Raw genomic sequence first — 16308 nt, forward strand, 5'->3', positions numbered from 1 at the left:
CCTGGTTCCGCCCGCTCCCCGCCGGTTCGGCGGGAGACATCCCAAGCCTTCCCACAGACCCCTGGCATATCCCTGCCGGGGCTGCCGGGGGTGCCGCTGGGGCGATCCGGCCGAGCGGCCACGAGCCCACCACCCCGTGGTGAACGTGTCAATGCTCATGGCCGTTGTGTCGGGTTTGCCCGGTACGGCAATCCCGCTGTGATAGTCAGGATCCGCACCTGTCGCAAGGGAACAGATCATGGTCCGCCGCACGTTTTTCCGGCGTACGCGTCTGCGGCTCAGCCCGCTGGGTAGGGCTGCGGTTGACCTGTTCCCGTCCCGTGGGAGGCGCCCGTCATGGCCGCAGCCGCACAGCTTCTGCTCTCCGCCCTCTCCCAGCAGACGGTCCCCGCGCCGCTGATCAGCGAACCTCCGCTGGCCGACGCGGCTCCGCTCACCAGTGAACCCCCGCTCGCCGATGTCGCCCCGCTCACCAGCGAGCCGACCGCGCACGGCACGGCGGGCGGGGCGGAGTCCCCAGGGGTCTGACGGTCCGCAGGGGTCCGACGGTCCGATCATCCGAACAGGAGTTCGTATGGGTTTGGCCCGGCTCGCCGAGCTGCACGGTGTCGCCACCGCGTACTCACCCTCCCCGGGCACCCGTGTCCAGGTTCCCGACACCACGGTCGTCGCGGTGCTCGCCGCACTCGGCGTCGACGCCTCGGGACCCGCGGCGGTGGACGAGGCGCTGGCCCGCGCCGAATCCGCCGCCGCGCGCCGACTGCTGCCCCCGAGCCTGGTCCTGTGGACCACCCCGGACGGCGCGCCCCCCGCGCTGCCGCCGGCCCTCGCCGCGCTCGCGCCCGGGGTGACGCTGCGGGTCGAGCCGGAGGCGGGCGACCCGGTCGACCTGGCGCGCGGCGCCGCCACGGACCCCGCCGCCTGGGCCGCGCTCCCGCTCGGCGTCCACCGGCTGGCGGTGGAGGCCCCCGACGGGCGTACGGAACGGGTCACGCTGATCCTGGCGCCCGACCGGGTCCCGGCCCCGCCCGACCGTACCCACGGCTTCCTCGTCCAGCTCTACTCCCTGCTGTCCGCCCGCTCCTGGGGCATGGGCGACCTGGGGGACCTCGCGGAGCTGGCCGCCTGGTCGGGGCGGTCGCTGGGGGCCGGCTTCGTCCAGATCAACCCGCTGCACGCTGCCGTCCCCGGCGCCCCGACCGACCCCTCGCCCTACCGCCCGTCCTCCCGGCGCTTCCCCGACCCGGTCCACCTGCGGATCGAGGCGGTCCCGGAGTACGCGTACGTACGCGGCGCCGACCGCGCAGGGCTGGACGCGCTCGTCGACCGGGCGGCCGCGCTGCGCGGGGCGGTCCTCGGAAAGGACGCCCTGATCGACCGCGACGCCGTGTGGGACCTCAAGCGAGCCGCCCTGGAGATCCTCACCGCCGTCCCGCTCGGCCCCGGCCGCCGCGCCGGATACTGGGACTTCCTCGCCGGACAGGGCCGGGCCCTGGAGGACCACGCCACCTGGTACGCCCTCGCCGAGGTCCACGGCCCGAACTGGCGCGAGTGGCCCACCGCGCTGCGCGACCCGCGCTCCCCGGAGACCGCCGAGGCCCGCGAGCTGCTGCGCGACCGCGTCGACTTCCACTCCCGGCTCGCCTGGCTGACCGACGAACAGCTGGCCGGGGCCGCGCGCGCGGCCGGGGACGCCGGAATGGCGGTGGGCATCGTCCACGACCTGGCCGTGGGCGTCCACCCGGACGGCGCCGACGCCTGGGCCCAGCAGGACGTCTTCGCCGCCGGGATCTCCGTCGGCGCCCCACCGGACGCCTTCAACGCCCTCGGCCAGGACTGGGGCCTGCCCCCATGGCGCCCCGACACCCTGGCCGCGTCGGGCTACGCCCCGTACCGCGGCCTCCTCCAGGGCCTGCTGCGCCACGCGGGAGCGCTGCGGATCGACCACGTGATGGGCCTCTTCCGGCTCTGGTGGGTGCCCCGGGGCCACCGCCCCACCAGCGGCACCTACGTCCGGTACGACGCCGAGGCGATGCTCGCCGTCCTCGCCCTGGAGGCGCACCGCGCGGGCGCCGTCGTCATAGGGGAGGACCTGGGCACCGTCGAACCGGGCGTACGCGAGGCGCTCGCCCGGCGCGGGGTCCTCGGCACCTCCGTACTCTGGTTCGAAAAGGACTGGGACGGTACGGGACTGCCGCTGCCCCCGGACCACTGGCGCGAGGGCTGCGTCGCCACCGCCACCACCCATGACCTGCCGCCCACCGCCGCCCGCCTGACCGGCGAACACGTCGAGCTGCGCCACCGGCTCGGCCTGCTCACCCGCCCCCTGGAGCGGGAACAGGCCGAGGACCGCGCCGAGGTCGCCGAATGGCTCGCCACCCTCACCCGCCTCGGGCTGCTCCCGGAGGGCGACGGCAGCGAGGAGGAGGACATCCGCGCGGTCTACCGCTTCCTGCTCCGCACCCCGGCCCGGATGGTCGGCGTCTGGCTCCCCGACACGGTCGGCGACCGCCGCCCGCAGAACCTCCCCGGCACCTGGGACCAGTACCCCAACTGGCGCCTCCCCCTCGCCGACGCCACCGGCCGCCCCCTGACCCTCGAACAGCTGGCCGCCTCGCCCCGCCTCCACCGCCTGATGTCCGTCCTGCACCCGCGCTGACCACCCCCCGCCCGCGCGCGGTGCGCGGCCGTTCGCTACGTTTGCACCGTGGACAAGAAGAACGCTCTGCGCGCCGGAGCCCTCGCGGCCGGTACGACGCTGATGATGCTGCTCATGACGTCCCCGGCGCTCGCCCTCACCCGCGACGACGGCGACGACCCGGGCCCCGGCCTGAGCATGATCGACACCCTCGGACTCTTCGTCGTGGCCCCGATCGCCATCTTCGGCGCCATCGCCGGTCTGGTCATCCTCATGGACAAGTCCCGCAAGACCCCGGCCTGACGCGGGCCGCCCGCCCGACGGCGGACGACACGCCACTACAGGGCGGGGGCCGCGGCACGGGGCGCCCGTAGGCCGCGCATCATGAGGTACGGCCCCGCCCCGGTCGCCGTGTCGCGCTGCCGGATGGCCGAATCGACCACGGCCCGGCGGCGAGCGACGTCAGTGCTGCCGAGCCTCCCCGGGCGCGCTCCCCGACGTTGATTTCCGACGCGAGCCGTCGACAGTGTCCACCTGCGGATGTGTGATCACGGGCTGGAGCGCCGGCGGATGGTCGCTTGCCGGCACTCGGGCCCTGCGCGCTATCTGCTCTGCGTCACTGCGTATCGCTGTGGTTGACGAGGGCGAGGCGGTGGTTGTACTGGATCACGTCATAGGTGTCGCGGCCGGTGACGACGGTTTCGGGCCGGGTGGGGGTGGCTTTGAAGAAGTCGTCGGTGTGCTGCGGGGGCGCGGTGGAGACGTATGCCTGCCCCTGGGGGAACGCGTAGACGTCGAGGGGTTTCTGGGTGGAGGGTGACAGGCCGCTGGGGTACTCGTCGGGCCGGGGGTAGGCGGTCGAGTAGAGGGGGACGGCCGCTGGTCCTGCCTTGGCGCGGATGATGCGTGCGTGTGGTGCCGGCCTGGTGTGGCGGCCGTGGGGGTTGTGGATCCATGCCTTCTTGCCGGTGTACCAGATCGCCGTCCATTCTCCCTTCCGGTCGGCTACGACGAACTGCTGGCCTGCCACGACGGTGCTGCCCCAGTCGTCGATCCGGTCGCTGCCCGGGGAGCCGTCGGAGTGGATGGCGGGGTCGGGGAACAGGGGTGCGTCGTGGCGTGGCTCGGTGCGTACGAAGAGGAAGTTCGAGGGCTGGGTCCGGGTGGCGCACTCAACCGCTGTGCCGCCGCCGGCCGTGGACCGGGCCGCGCCACCGGGGGCGGGCGTGGTGCCGCACACCTGGACGGTCTGGATGTTGCGGCGGAATCCAGGAGCGATGGTCACGGCCTGGCCGGGGCGTGCTGTGCTGTGTCGGTGGTCGCCGTCGTGGCCGTCCTGCTCGGCGTGCGAGGCGAGCAGGAGCATGAACTTTTTCCAGTCCCAGTAGGGCCCGGGGTCCCAGTGGGCTCCGGGGATGGCCGGGGCGCTGGGGGGAAGGACGTTGTCGTGGCCGATGATGTGCTGCCGGTCCAGCGGGACCTCGAACTTCTCCGCGAGGTACCGCACCAGTCGGGCGGTCGCCTCGTAGGTGGCGGGGGTGAACCACGTGGCGCCCTGCGCGGCGAATCCCTCGTGTTCGATCCCGATGGCGTGCATGTTGGCCCAGTAGTTGCCGGCGTGGAAGGCGATGTCCTTGTTGGGGACCATCTGGGTGGTCTCGCTGCCGTCGGACTTCATGACGTAGTGGGCCGACACTCCGCTGGAGGGGTTCTGGAACGTGCTGATGCCGGCCTGGTAGCTGCCCTCGATGTCGTGGATGACGATGGAGTCGATCCTGATGTTGTTCTCGGGCCGTGAGGAGACCTGGTAGTTGGTCGCCGCCGCCGGAAGGAACCGGCAGTTCAGTGACTCCGGGCATTCGGTCTGCGCGAGGTTGGGGATGCCACGGCGCAGGCGGAGTTTCGGCAGCTGTCCCTTTTCCGGTGTGACCGTGGGGTCGGCCGGCAGCATGACGCGCTGACCGTCCTTGCGGGTGTGCTCCAGCCCGGTACGGATGGAGGCGTAGACGGCGTCGGCGTAGGCCGCGGCATGGGCCTGGTCGCCGGCCTGGCTGTAGCGGGCGACGGCCGCGTACCACAGACCCGGCTCCTTGGGGTGTGTGCCCGTCGCCTCCTTCTGGTACGAGACCAGGAGGGCCGCACCACCCCGGATGTTTTCCCTCTCGTCCGTCCTCAGTCGGTCGGGACGGACATGGATCAGCTCTGCCGCGGTGTTCAGCGTGTGCTCGGAGGGATCCTTGGTGCCTGTCGAGTCGACGGGTCCCTCACCGGCACGGTTGGAGTAGGTCTTCCCCGCTGTCGTGTCGGTCAGGTGCATCGGACCGTAGCCGCCCAGCGTGCTCGGGCGGCCCCCGTTCCCTTCCCACCACGAGGACTGGTAGCTGACGCCGAGCAGTACCTCCTCCGGCACCTGGAACTCACGGGCGGCATCCGCCACGACCTGCTGAAAATCCGTCACCTCGCCGGGCACCGCCCGCGCTTGACCGGCAGTACTGGCGAGCAGGATCGCGACACCGGCATGCACACCGGCCAGAACGCGAACAAATCTGGATGTGACCACGGACCGGGTCTCCCTCGATGGCTAGGGGGAATTGTCTCAACCGCCACCTTTACCCAGGCCATCTCGGTCAGTATTCCCGTTTTAGACCTCTTGGCCCACAGCGCCGGCCCCGCCCAACGAGCCCGACCCGCGCCGGGGACCGATCGCGCCGGCCCGCGGCACGGCTCCGACCTGCTCCGGCCGCTCTCCCGCTGGACGCGGGCAATGGGGGTTCGCTCGCGGGTGGGCCCCTCCATCCGCTTCCTTGTGTCCGATGTTCCTGTCCATCGGGCTGGTTGAGAGGCGCAGGATGCCCTTGGTGGCAGTGTTCGCGATGCCGGAGAACGGTCACATGACGACGTGCGCCCAGTTGGTTCCGCACGTAGAGGAGTACCGGACTTCCGCGCGGTCGCCCCTGCGCGGCCTCGTGGACGAGGCCGTCGGCATGGCCAGGGCGCCTCTGCCCGTTCCTTCGGCATATGCCTAGTGGCCGTCGGACCGCGTCCGCGAATTCAATACCGAGCGCGCCCCTCGACGGCGTGGGTGGACCGTCCGTGAGTTGAAGTGGACTGCCGGCAGAAGGAGTTGTTCCCCACCGGCCCCTGTGCCGCCTACGCCTCGGTGCCCACCAGGAAGGTCCGCCATGGGGCGTGTGCGAAGCGGAGGGCCGGTCGGGTGCGGTCCTTGCCGCCCCACGTACGGCGTGGCCGCCGTTGGCGGTGGGAGTTGCCTCGGCACAGTTGTTTTCCTGCCCGGAGTATGAGGACTTCCGGTACGGGCCTCGTATTCCGAAGGGTGGAAGGCGTGTGCCGGCGGTACGGGCGCGGATCGGGGGGCGCCGGAGATGTGGGACGCGTTGCTCACGCTCGTCGGCGTCGTCGCGCGCGGCGGGGTGGTGAGGACGCGTGGCGTGGCCGGGCGGGCCGACCATCGGGATGGTGGTGTACGACAGCGCGTACGACAGGCCGGGCCCGGTCACCGGATTCGCCGGGCAACTGGTCTGTCCGGAGCGGCGGCCGGGCTCGCGTGGGTGTCCCGGTGGACCTCCGTGCGGCCGGCGACCGATCGGGAGAAGCGTCAACTCGCGGCCGTCGCCGAGCTCCACCGGCGGCGGGCCGGGGCGCCGGGGATGGGATGTGCGGGAACTGTAACGGGAATCGGCTGCTTCGGGTCCTGTGGCGGGGGCGGGTCGCGCTCATCCCGTGCCGGTTCTGTTCCGATATCGGACGGAATCTGACGCCCTGAGGTGCTGAAGTGGGGTCCGGAGCCCCTTTCTGCTGATTTAGGTGTTACAAAATGTAAATATACAAATCGGCGAATTATATGCTAGAACCTTCAAGAAGCGTTGGAGTGAGTCACCCCCACAGGCTCCTACGTACCCCCCACTTGGAGTCGCGGTGTTCTACCACGCCTTTTTCGGACCGCCCTGTCCCCCCGAGGAGAGTCGGCTGTCGGTCGCTCTGGTCAGCCGGAGCGGGATCGGTCCGGCCGCGCTGTGCCAGATGGATATCCGGCTGATCCGGGAGCCGGACGAGATCCGTCGGTGCGACGACGTCGTACTGTTCTACGGCTCCGGCATGGCGCGGGACCTGTGCAGGTTCGCGGACGAGGCGCCGGCCGGGATGCCGCCCGCCGCGGTCCTGGCGCACCGGCTGGACTGGGACGACGTACGGCTGGCGCTGGACCGTGGGGCGGCCAGCTATCTCCTGGAGAACCGGTACGCGTTCCTGCTGTCGGAGGCCCTGCTCTGCACCGCGCGCGGCGCCAGCATCCTGGATCCGGTGATCGCCGCCGAACAGGTCAAGGTCGCGACCCGGGCGAGGGCCGAGGAGCGGGAGCGTGCCAGGCTGGAAGCGGCCTCGGCCCCGGACCTCGCCCGGCTGCGGGAGCTGTCCAGGCGGGAGCGGCAGGTCATGGAGCTGCTCGTCGCCGGACTGGGCGTCCGTGACGTCGCGCAGAGGATGTTCCTGACCGACAAGACGGTCCGGAACTATCTGACCCGCATCTACACGAAGCTCAACGTCCGCTCCCGGTCCGAGGCGATCCTCTACTGCCTCGGACGTCTGGAGGCCCCGGGCTCCGACCCGCGGAGGCCGACCTCCGCGGGTCGTGCGCCCTGGTCCACGACCGACCGTGCGTCCGGTGCGTGATCAGCCGTTGATGTTCCACACGTTGGAGACCGGGTTGGGCGCGCGGCGGTTGGTCGAGGAGATGGTGGAGCTGCAGTCGCTGTTCCGGTAGAAGTTGATGTTGACGCCCGCACCGTTCTCGACGAAGACGTTGAGGCTGGCGTTCTGGCCGGCGCTGACACGGACGCAGTTGGAGAGGGACGGGCTGCCGTTCGGGTTGCTGCTCTCGATGTCCACGGAGGCGGTGCGCGCGGGGTACAGGTTGCTGGAGACCACGACGCGGCTGGCGTCGGCCGAGGCCGGACCCGCGGTGAGGGCGAGCGAGGCCATTGCGGCGGCAAAGGCGGCGGGCAGGAGAATGCCCTTGCGGGCGATGTTTTGCATTTTCTTTCCTTTGGTGGGGGAAAAATTTTCCTGATTGGCCTGCGGTGAATTCAGTGACAGATACGGAAAGCGTGCTGGGGGCGAGCCGCGCCGAGTGCCACGTAGCCGCAATTCAGGTTGTTCTCATGGACGTCGTCGTCGCGGTTGAACGAGTACGAGATGCCTGAGCCGAGGCGGGCGCCGCTGCATCGCGTGTCACCGTAGGACTCCACCGTGATCGTGGTGGGGGCGTTCGGCGTGAAGCCCGTGGTGGTGGTGTTCGAACTGTGGTTGAGCTGGGTGCACGCGCTCGCGCCGTTGGCGGTCACCCGCACACTGCCCGTTCCTGACGGCACGTTGTTGTTGATGATCTGGACGTTCCAGATGTCGTTGGCCGAAGCTGTTCCGGTACCAGCGATGGTGATGCCCAGCACGGTGAGGGCCGTGAGGCCGAGGCCGAGGCCGGACCTGAGCTTCGGGTTGCGGAGGAAGCTGCCAGTGGGCATGGGTGTCCCCTGTTTCGTGTGCCGGTTTTCTTGTGCCAGGTTCCGCGCACAGGCTTTCGGCGCCGGTTTTCCGTGCGCCGGGTTTCATGCGACAAGAACTGACTCCCCGAGTATTCATGGATCAAGAAGGAGGGACATAGAGGCATTTGCCTCCAAGTGATCATGGCGTGCCTATCCGGACGTGGTGGATACGGCCTGTCCCGGCGGCCCGGCGGGCGGAACGGTGGTGGGATGACCGTCGCGTTCGTCCACGATTCCCGGTCAGTTGACGGGGCGGCGGATCGGACGGACGGTCAGCCATAGGACAACCAGGAGACTTTCGATGCGCACCCTGATTACCACCGCCTTCGTCTCGCTCGACGGCGTCGTCGAGGCACCGGGCGGTGAACCCGGCTACCGCAACGCGGGCTGGACCTTCAAGGACGTGGAGTTCGTCCCGGAGGCGTTCGAGATCAAGGGCCGGGAGCAGCGGGAAGCCGCCGCGATGCTGCTGGGCCGGGTCAGCTACGAGGCGTTCGGCGCGGTCTGGCCGGGGATGGCGGAGTTCTCCGACTACAAGGTGATGCCGAAGTACGTCGTCTCCACCACCCTCACCGAAGGCGACCTGGTCCCGGACTGGGGCCGGACCACGATCCTGCGGTCCCTCGACGAGGTGGCCGCGCTGAAGGAGACGGAGGGCGGCCCGATCATCGTCCACGGCAGCGCCGCCCTCAACCGGTCCCTCGCGGACGCCGGGCTGATCGACCGTTACCACCTGCTGGTCTTCCCGCTGTTGCTCGGCGCGGGCAAGCGGCTGTTCAGCGACGCGGACAAGGACACGCAGAAGCTGCGGCTGGTCGAGCACGAGGCGTACCCCAACGGCCTGCAGAAGAACGTGTTCGACGTCGTCCGCTGACGGACGGCTCTCCGGCCGGGCGGATGGCTGTGTGGAGGGCCTGGTTGTGCCTGGGCCTGCCTACGTTGACGGAGAGCAGTCTCATAGGAGTGACGCTAGTGCTGTGGCCGGTGAACCTTTCCGGCCACAGCACGGGGGTCCCGTCACCGCTGCCGCGACTCGTTCAGTCGCGGGGCCGGTCGCTCAGCCCCGGGCCAGCCACAGGTCCGGGCCGAAGACCTCGTAGTGGACGCGGTCGGCGGGGACGCCCCGGGCCAGCAGTTGGTCGCGTACCGCGCGCATGAAGGGCAGTGGCCCGCAGAGGTAGGCCGTCAGGCCGGGGGCGAGGGGGATGTCGGTCAGGTCGGCGCGGCCGAGGGCCTCGCCGGGGGCTTCGGCGGGGCCGTGTTCGTACCAGAAGCGCGTCTGGGCGGCGGGGAGTTTGCCGGCCAGGGCGAGGTGGTCGGCGCGCAGGGCGTGGGTGGTGGGGGAGCGGTCGGCGTGGACGACGGTGACGGGGCCGGTGTGGCCGTTCGCCCCCAGCTCTTCGAGCATGGCGACCATCGGGGTGCAGCCGATGCCCGCCGAGGCGAGGAGCAGGGGCACGCCGGTGTCCTGGATGACGACGTCGCCGTACGGCGCGGAGACCTCGACGGTGGCGCCCGGGTGGATCCGGTCGTGCAGATGGGCGGAGACCTCGCCGTCCACGCGCTTGACGGTGATGTACCGGCGCGGGCACCCGGTGGTGGCGCGGGAGAGGCTGTACTGACGCGTCTGCCGCGCCCCGTCCGGTAGCTCGACCCGTACGGAGACGTACTGGCCGGCCCGGAAGGCGGGCGCCGGGGCGCTGTCGGCGGGGGCCAGCGCGAAGGTGGTGACGTCCGGGGTCTCCTGGACGCGGCCGGTCACCGTCCAGGGGCGCCAGGTGTCGCCCATCAGGACGCCGCGTTCCGCGTACAGCCGGCGTTCGATGGCGACGAGGCCGTTGGCCATCAGCCAGTACACCTCGTTCCAGGCGGCGGCGACCTCCTCGGTCACCGCGTCGCCCAGCACCTCGGCGACGGCGCCCAGCAAATGGGTGTGGACCAGGCGGTACTGGCCGGGGCTGATGCCCAGGGAAGCGTGTTTGTGCGCGATACGGGAGAGCAGGGCGTCCGGCCGCCGGTCGGGGTGGTCGAGCAGCGCGCCCGCGAAGGCCGCTATCGCACCGGCGAGGGCCTGCCGCTGGACGCCGGAGGTCTGGTTGGCCCGGTTGAACAGATCGCGCGACAGCTCGGGATGGTCGGCGAACAAGCGGGAGTAGAGGCGGCTCGAAATCTCGTCCAGGGCGGCTCCTACGGCGGGCAGAGTGGCCCGTACGACGGCGGCGGACGCGTCGCTCAGCATGGGGGGTGCCTCTCGGTGCGGTGGGGGTGGGGGTGGGGGTGGGGGGAGAGAGGGGGATCAGGGGAGGGGAAACCCAATAATTGGAATATTGGATGCGTGTTTAACGGTAGCGGAGCGGGGTAACGCCCGTGGTGCGTTTCCCGGATCCCGCGACCCACCGGTCCCGGATCCCGCGACCCGCCCGCCTCGGGCGCCGCGCCCCACCCGTCCCGCCCGACTCAGGTCCCGCGCCCCACCAGCCCGATCAGCAGCGGACCCGTGGGCGACCGCGTCAGGTTCTCCACCGTCAGCGGATCGAGCGACGCGTAGAACGCCTCCTGTGCCGTGCGCAGCGCTCCGCGCAACAGGCAGCCGGCGCTCAGCGGGCAGGGTGTCGCCCCCTCGCAGTCGACGACATCGCCGGCGCCCTCCAGCTCCCGCACCAGCCGCCCGACCGACGCGCTCCGCCCGGCCGGGGTGATCTCCAGCCCGCCGCCCCGGCCGCGCCGGGTCTCGACCAGGCCCAGGTGCTGGAGCCGGGCGACGACCTTGGCGAGATGGGAGTACGGGACGGCCATCGCGGCGGCGACCTCGCGCGCGGTCGAGGACTTCTCGCCGACCGCGAGCGCCATGACGACCCGAAGGGCCAGATCCGTTGACTTGGTGAGGCGCATGACCCGCACGTTAGATAATGCGTATCTCAAATGCAAGTTATGGCTCGAAGAGGTGGGGGCGGTCCTGGAAACCGCTCCCCAGGACCGCCCCCCACCTGTTACCTCACACCGCTTACGCCCCCGCGGCCTCGTCCGCCGCCTGGGCCTTCAGCGCCCGCTCGACCCCCGAGCGGGACTCCGAGACCAGTCGGCGCAGCGCCGCGTTCGGGCCCGCCGAGGCGAGCCAGGCGTCCGTCGCGTCGAGCGTCGCCCGCGACACCTGGAGCGCCGGGTAGAGGCCGATGACGATCTGCTGGGCCATCTCGTGGGAGCGGGTCTCCCAGACGTCCGCGAGAGCCGCGAAGTACGTGGCCGTGTACGGGGCGAGCAGCTCGCGCTGGTCCGTCTGGACGAAGCCGCCGATGACCGCTTCCTGGAGGGAGTTGGGCAGCTTGTCGCTCTCCACGACCGAGGCCCAGGCCGCCGCCTTCGCCTCGGCGACCGGCCGCGCCGAACGGGCCGCCGCCGCGTGGCACTCGCCCGCCGCCGTGCGGTCGCGCTCGTACTCCGCGGCGATCTCCTCCTCGCCGTGCAGCCCGACCGCCGCCAGCCGCTGGACGAACGCCCAGCGCAGCTCGGTGTCGACCGCGAGGCCCTCGATCGTCTCCGTACCGTCGAGCAGTCCCTGCAACAGGTCGAGCTGCTGCGGGGTGCGGGCGGTCGCGGCGAACGCGCGCGCCCAGGCGAGCTGGTGGTCACCGGCCGGCTCGGCCACCCGCAGATGGGCGAGGGTGGCGTCCGTCCAGCGGGTCAGCCCGGCCTCGCGCCAGGCGGGGGCCGCGTACAGGTCGAGGGCCGTCTTGACCTGGCGGTGCAGCGACTGGACGACGCCGATGTCCGACTCCTTGGCGATGCTGGAGAGCACCAGCTCCAGGTAGTCGCGGGTGGCCAGCTCGCCGTCGCGGGTCATGTCCCAGGCCGAGGCCCAGCACAGCGCGCGCGGCAGGGACTCCGTGAAGTCGCCCAGGTGTGCGGTGACGACCCGCAGGGACTCCTCGTCGAGGCGCACCTTGGCGTACGACAGGTCGTCGTCGTTGAGGAGGACGACCGCCGGGCGCGGGGTGTTCGCGGGGAAGGGGACCTCGGTCAGCTCACCGTCGACGTCCAGCTCGATCCGGCTCGTACGGACCAGCCTGCCGTCCTCCGACAGGTCGTAGCAGCCGACCGCGATCCGGTGCGGACGCAGAACGGCGGAGCCCTTCGCGCCCGCCGGGAGCGCCGGGGCCTCCTGGCGTACGACGAAGGAGGTCACGTGCCCCGTGCCGTCCAGCTCGATCTCCGGGCGCAGGATATTGATGCCGGCCGTCTCCAGCCACGCCTTCGACCAGGACTTGAGGTCGCGCCCGGAGGTCTTCTCCAGCGCGCCGAGCAGGTCGGACAGCTGGGTGTTCCCGAACGCGTGCGCCTTGAAGTACGCCTGGACGCCCTGGAAGAACTCGTCCTGCCCGACGTACGCGACAAGCTGCTTGAGCACGGACGCGCCCTTGGCGTACGTGATGCCGTCGAAGTTGACCAGCACGTCGTCCAGATCACGGATCTCCGCCATGATCGGATGCGTCGAGGGAAGCTGGTCCTGGCGGTACGCCCACGTCTTCATGGAGTTGGCGAACGTCGTCCAGGAGTTCGGCCAGCGGGAGCCCGGCGCGTACGCGAGGCAGGCGATCGAGGTGTACGTGGCGAACGACTCGTTCAGCCAGAGGTCGTTCCACCACTCCATGGTGACCAGGTCGCCGAACCACATGTGGGCCAGCTCGTGCAGGATCGTCTCGGCCCGCGTCTCGTACGCCGCGTCCGTCACCTTCGAGCGGAACACGTACTGGTCGCGGATGGTCACCGCGCCCGCGTTCTCCATCGCGCCCGCGTTGAACTCGGGGACGAACAGCTGGTCGTACTTGGCGAAGGGGTAGTCGTAGTCGAACTTCTCCTGGAACCAGTCGAAGCCCAGCCGCGTGACCTCGAAGATCGCGTCCGAGTCGAGGTACTCGGCCAGCGAGGGACGGCAGTAGATGCCCAGTGGCACGGACTGCCCGTCCTTCTCGTACGAGCTGTGCACCGAGTGGTACGGGCCGACGATCAGCGCGGTGATGTACGACGAGATGCGCGGCGTCGGCTCGAAGACCCAGGTGTGGTCGCTGGGCTCCGGGGTCGGCGAGTTGGAGATGACGGTCCAGCCCTCGGGCGCCTTCACGGTGAACTGGAAGGTGGCCTTCAGGTCCGGCTGCTCGAAGGAGGCGAAGACCCGGCGCGCGTCCGGCACCTCGAACTGCGTGTAGAGGTACGCCTGCTGGTCGACCGGGTCGACGAAGCGGTGCAGGCCCTCACCGGTGTTGGTGTACGCGCACTCCGCGACCACCGTCAGCTCGTTGCCGCCCGCGAGCAGCCCGGCCAGCGCGATCCGCGAGTCCGCGAAGACGGCTTCGGCGTCCAGCGCGGTGCCGTTCAGTATGACCTCGTGCACGGCGGGCGCGACCAGGTCGATGAAGGTCTCGGCCCCGGCCTCCGCGCTCTCGAACCGCACGGTGGTCACGGAACGGAAGGTGCCGCCCTCCTGCGCTCCGGAGAGGTCGAGCTCGATCTCGTACGCATCCACGGTGAGCAGATGCGCCCGTCGCTGTGCTTCTTCGCGGGTCAGATTGGTGCCGGGCACACGGTCTCCTCGGTTTGTGACGTTTGGGCTCATCCTTCCACGCGGAGTGTGTCCCCCGCCCGAAGTAAATGCGCCGGAAGCGATGTCCCGGGATACGGAGGCGGGTGCGGGGGTGTTGTTCCGCGCCGCTGTCCGGCGAAGGCTGTCGGGTATGGAACAAACAGTCGAACAACCGCCGGGCCGGGGCGCCCTGCCGGCCGCCGTGTTCGCCGTCGCGGCTGCCACCTTCACTGTTGTCACCAGCGAGATGCTGCCGGTCGGCCTGCTCACCGGGCTCGGGGAGGGGCTCGGGACCTCCGACGGTACGACCGGGCTCACCGTCACCCTGCCCGGCCTCGTCGCCACGCTCGCCGCGCCCGCGCTGCCCGTCGCCGTACGGGGCGCGGACCGGCGGCTGGTGCTCTGCGGGCTGCTGGCGCTGCTGGCGGTCGCCAACGCGGTCTCGGCGGCGGCCCCCTCCTTCGGGGTGCTGCTGGCCGCGCGGGCGCTGGTGGGGGTGTGCATCGGGGGAGTGTGGGCGGTCGCCGCCGGGCTGGGCGTCCGGCTGGTGCGGCGGGCGGACGACGCCGGGCGGGCCACCGCGGTGATCTTCGGCGGGATCGCGGTGGCGTCCGTGCTCGGGGTGCCCGCCGGGACGGTGCTCGGGGGCGCGGCCGGGTGGCGGTGGGCGTTCGCCGCGCCGGCCGCGCTCGCGCTGGCGGTCGCCGGGCTGCTCGCCGTCCTGCTGCCGCCGCTGCCCGCCCGGGATGCGGTACGCCCCGGGGAGCTGGTGGCGGTCTTCCGCACCCCGGCGGTACGGGCCGGGCTGTTCGCGGTCGCGCTGCTGGTCACCGGCCACTTTGCCGCGTACACCTACATCCGGCCCGTCCTGGCGCGGGTGGAGGGCCTGGGCCACGGCCCGGTCGGCGGGCTGCTGCTGGTGTACGGGGTGGCGGGCGTCGCCGGTACGTTCCTGGGCGGCGTGCTCTCGGCCCGCGCCCCGCGCCGGGCGCTGCCGGCCGTCTCCGGGGTCCTCGCGGCGGCGGTCCTGCTGTCCGTACCCGGGGGCGGGTCGCCGCTCGCCGCGGTGACGCTGCTGGTGGTGTGGGGGCTGGCGTACGGCGGGGTCTCGGTCAGCGCCCAGAACTGGCTGATGGCCGCCGTCCCCCACCACCGGGAGGCCGCCTCCGCGCTCTTCGCCGGGGTCTTCAACGCGGCGATAGCGCTGGGCGCGCTGGCGGGCGGCCGGTCGGCCGACCGCTTCGGGGCCGTCGGGGCGCTCTGGCTGGGGGGCACCCTGGCCGCGCTGGCGCTCGGGGTGGGGCTGCGGACGTACCGGCGGAGCCCCACCCCGTAGGGGCGTGGGCCGTGGACGTACGTACGGGCGGGCCCCACCCCGTAGCGGGGCGGGGAGGGGTCAGCCCGCCAGCTCGGCCGCCACCAGCTCCGCGATCTGCACCGCGTTCAGCGCGGCGCCCTTGCGCAGGTTGTCGCTGGAGACGAAGAGCGCGAGGCTGTTCTGCGCCGTCTCGTCGTTCCTGATCCGGCCCACGTACGAGGCGTCCTTGCCCGCGGCCTGGAGCGGCGTCGGGATCTCCGACAGCTCCACGCCCGGCGCGTCCGCCAGCAGCTCGTACGCGCGCGCCACACCGAGCGGACGGGCGAAGCGGGCGTTGATCTGGAGGGAGTGGCCGGAGAAGACCGGCACCCGGACACAGGTCCCGGAGACCTTCAGCTCCGGGATCTCCAGGATCTTGCGCGACTCGTTGCGGAGCTTCTGCTCCTCGTCGGTCTCGAACGAGCCGTCGTCCACGAGGTTCCCCGCGAGCGGCACCACGTTGAAGGCGATCGGCCGCCGGTAGACGGCCGGCTCCGGGAAGTCCACGGCCCCGCCGTCATGGGTCAGCCGGTCCGCCTCGGCGACGACCTTCTGCGCCTGGCCGTGCAGCTCGGCCACGCCCGCGAGCCCGGAGCCGGACACGGCCTGGTAGGTGGTGGCGACCAGGGCGGTCAGCCCCGCCTCCTCGTGCAGCGGGCGCAGCACGGGCATGGCGGCCATCGTCGTGCAGTTCGGGTTGGCGATGATGCCCTTGGGGCGGTCCTTGATCGCGTGCGCGTTGACCTCGGACACCACGAGCGGGACCTCGGGGTCGCGGCGCCAGGCGGAGGAGTTGTCGATGACGACGGCGCCCTGTGCGGCGACCTTCGGCGCGAGCGTCTTCGAGGTGGAGCCGCCGGCCGAGAAGAGCACGATGTCCAGCCCGGAGTAGTCGGCCGTGGCCGCGTCCTCGACGGTGATGGACCGGCCCTGCCACTCGATGGCGGAGCCCGCGGACCGTGCGGAGGCGAAGAGCCGCAGCTCGGTGAGGGGGAAGTTCCGCTCGGCCAGGATGCTGCGCATGACCGTGCCGACCTGACCGGTGGCTCCGACGATTCCGACCTTCACTGGGGCTCCTTTGGCTGGTGTCCTGGATAGCGGGTGTCCGTGGGGTTTCCTCATCATGCGTCTGTCCCCGGCACACTTGTCCAGTCCATTGTCCGCCTGGCGGGACGGC

At 71.3% G+C, this 16308-nt stretch carries 13 protein-coding genes; 6 read left to right on the plus strand and 7 right to left on the minus strand.

The annotated features are described in order from the left end of the window. Window positions 1-336 precede the first annotated feature (336 nt). From ACIP8W_RS03120 to ACIP8W_RS03130, 3 genes are read left to right on the plus strand one after another with little or no spacing between them, the layout of a single operon-like run. Window positions 337-528, plus strand: coding sequence for a hypothetical protein (locus tag ACIP8W_RS03120; RefSeq protein WP_401952790.1), 192 nt, complete (start codon window positions 337-339; stop codon window positions 526-528). A 46-nt stretch (window positions 529-574) separates the two neighbouring features. Continuing rightward, complete coding sequence (gene malQ, locus ACIP8W_RS03125; RefSeq protein WP_401952793.1) at window positions 575-2659, plus strand: 4-alpha-glucanotransferase; 2085 nt, start codon at window positions 575-577, stop codon at window positions 2657-2659. A gap of 48 nt (window positions 2660-2707) precedes the next feature. Then, a complete protein-coding gene (locus ACIP8W_RS03130) occupies window positions 2708-2941 on the plus strand; it encodes a hypothetical protein (RefSeq protein ID WP_401952796.1) in 234 nt (77 codons plus the stop codon). Window positions 2942-3254: 313 nt separating this feature from the next. Here ACIP8W_RS03130 and ACIP8W_RS03135 read toward each other — a convergent pair whose 3' ends face one another. Further along, window positions 3255-5198 carry an N-acetylmuramoyl-L-alanine amidase gene (locus ACIP8W_RS03135; RefSeq protein WP_401952799.1) on the minus strand — a complete coding sequence of 648 codons (1944 nt, stop codon included), beginning with the start codon at window positions 5196-5198 and terminating at the stop codon, window positions 3255-3257. A 1481-nt stretch (window positions 5199-6679) separates the two neighbouring features. Here ACIP8W_RS03135 and ACIP8W_RS03140 point away from each other — a divergent pair. Further along, window positions 6680-7327, plus strand: coding sequence for a LuxR C-terminal-related transcriptional regulator (locus ACIP8W_RS03140; RefSeq protein ID WP_401952802.1), 648 nt, complete (start codon window positions 6680-6682; stop codon window positions 7325-7327). Here the strand turns inward: ACIP8W_RS03140 and ACIP8W_RS03145 are convergent, their stop codons facing one another. Further along, complete coding sequence (locus ACIP8W_RS03145; protein WP_401952805.1) at window positions 7328-7690, minus strand: hypothetical protein; 363 nt, start codon at window positions 7688-7690, stop codon at window positions 7328-7330. 50 nt (window positions 7691-7740) lie between these two features. Further along, complete coding sequence (locus ACIP8W_RS03150; protein WP_401952808.1) at window positions 7741-8175, minus strand: hypothetical protein; 435 nt, start codon at window positions 8173-8175, stop codon at window positions 7741-7743. A gap of 322 nt (window positions 8176-8497) precedes the next feature. On the opposite strand from ACIP8W_RS03150, the gene ACIP8W_RS03155 reads away from it, so the two are divergent. Continuing rightward, the gene (locus tag ACIP8W_RS03155; protein ID WP_401952810.1) at window positions 8498-9070 is read left to right on the plus strand and encodes a dihydrofolate reductase family protein; all 573 of its coding nucleotides are present in this window, start codon (window positions 8498-8500) and stop codon (window positions 9068-9070) included. A gap of 183 nt (window positions 9071-9253) precedes the next feature. Here ACIP8W_RS03155 and ACIP8W_RS03160 read toward each other — a convergent pair whose 3' ends face one another. The 3 genes from ACIP8W_RS03160 to pepN all read right to left on the minus strand — a co-directional run bounded on the left by ACIP8W_RS03160 (window position 9254) and on the right by pepN (window position 13774). Beyond that, window positions 9254-10435: a globin domain-containing protein gene (locus ACIP8W_RS03160; protein WP_401955660.1), complete on the minus strand. Its 1182-nt coding sequence runs from the start codon at window positions 10433-10435 to the stop codon at window positions 9254-9256. A 218-nt stretch (window positions 10436-10653) separates the two neighbouring features. Further along, entirely contained in the window at window positions 10654-11088 is a 435-nt protein-coding gene (locus ACIP8W_RS03165; RefSeq protein ID WP_401955661.1) for an RrF2 family transcriptional regulator, read from the minus strand. Between the two features lie 112 nt (window positions 11089-11200). After that, entirely contained in the window at window positions 11201-13774 is a 2574-nt protein-coding gene (gene pepN, locus ACIP8W_RS03170; RefSeq protein ID WP_402201749.1) for an aminopeptidase N, read from the minus strand. 151 nt (window positions 13775-13925) lie between these two features. On the opposite strand from pepN, the gene ACIP8W_RS03175 reads away from it, so the two are divergent. Beyond that, window positions 13926-15110, plus strand: coding sequence for an MFS transporter (locus ACIP8W_RS03175; RefSeq protein ID WP_401955663.1), 1185 nt, complete (start codon window positions 13926-13928; stop codon window positions 15108-15110). Between the two features lie 60 nt (window positions 15111-15170). Here ACIP8W_RS03175 and ACIP8W_RS03180 read toward each other — a convergent pair whose 3' ends face one another. Next, on the minus strand, window positions 15171-16199 hold the full coding sequence (locus ACIP8W_RS03180) for an aspartate-semialdehyde dehydrogenase (RefSeq protein WP_402201751.1): 1029 nt from the start codon (window positions 16197-16199) through the stop codon (window positions 15171-15173). Window positions 16200-16308: the final 109 nt, after the last annotated feature.

The sequence above is a fragment of the Streptomyces sp. NPDC088554 genome, from assembly GCF_044752945.1.
Taxonomy (GTDB): Bacteria; Actinomycetota; Actinomycetes; order Streptomycetales; family Streptomycetaceae; genus Streptomyces.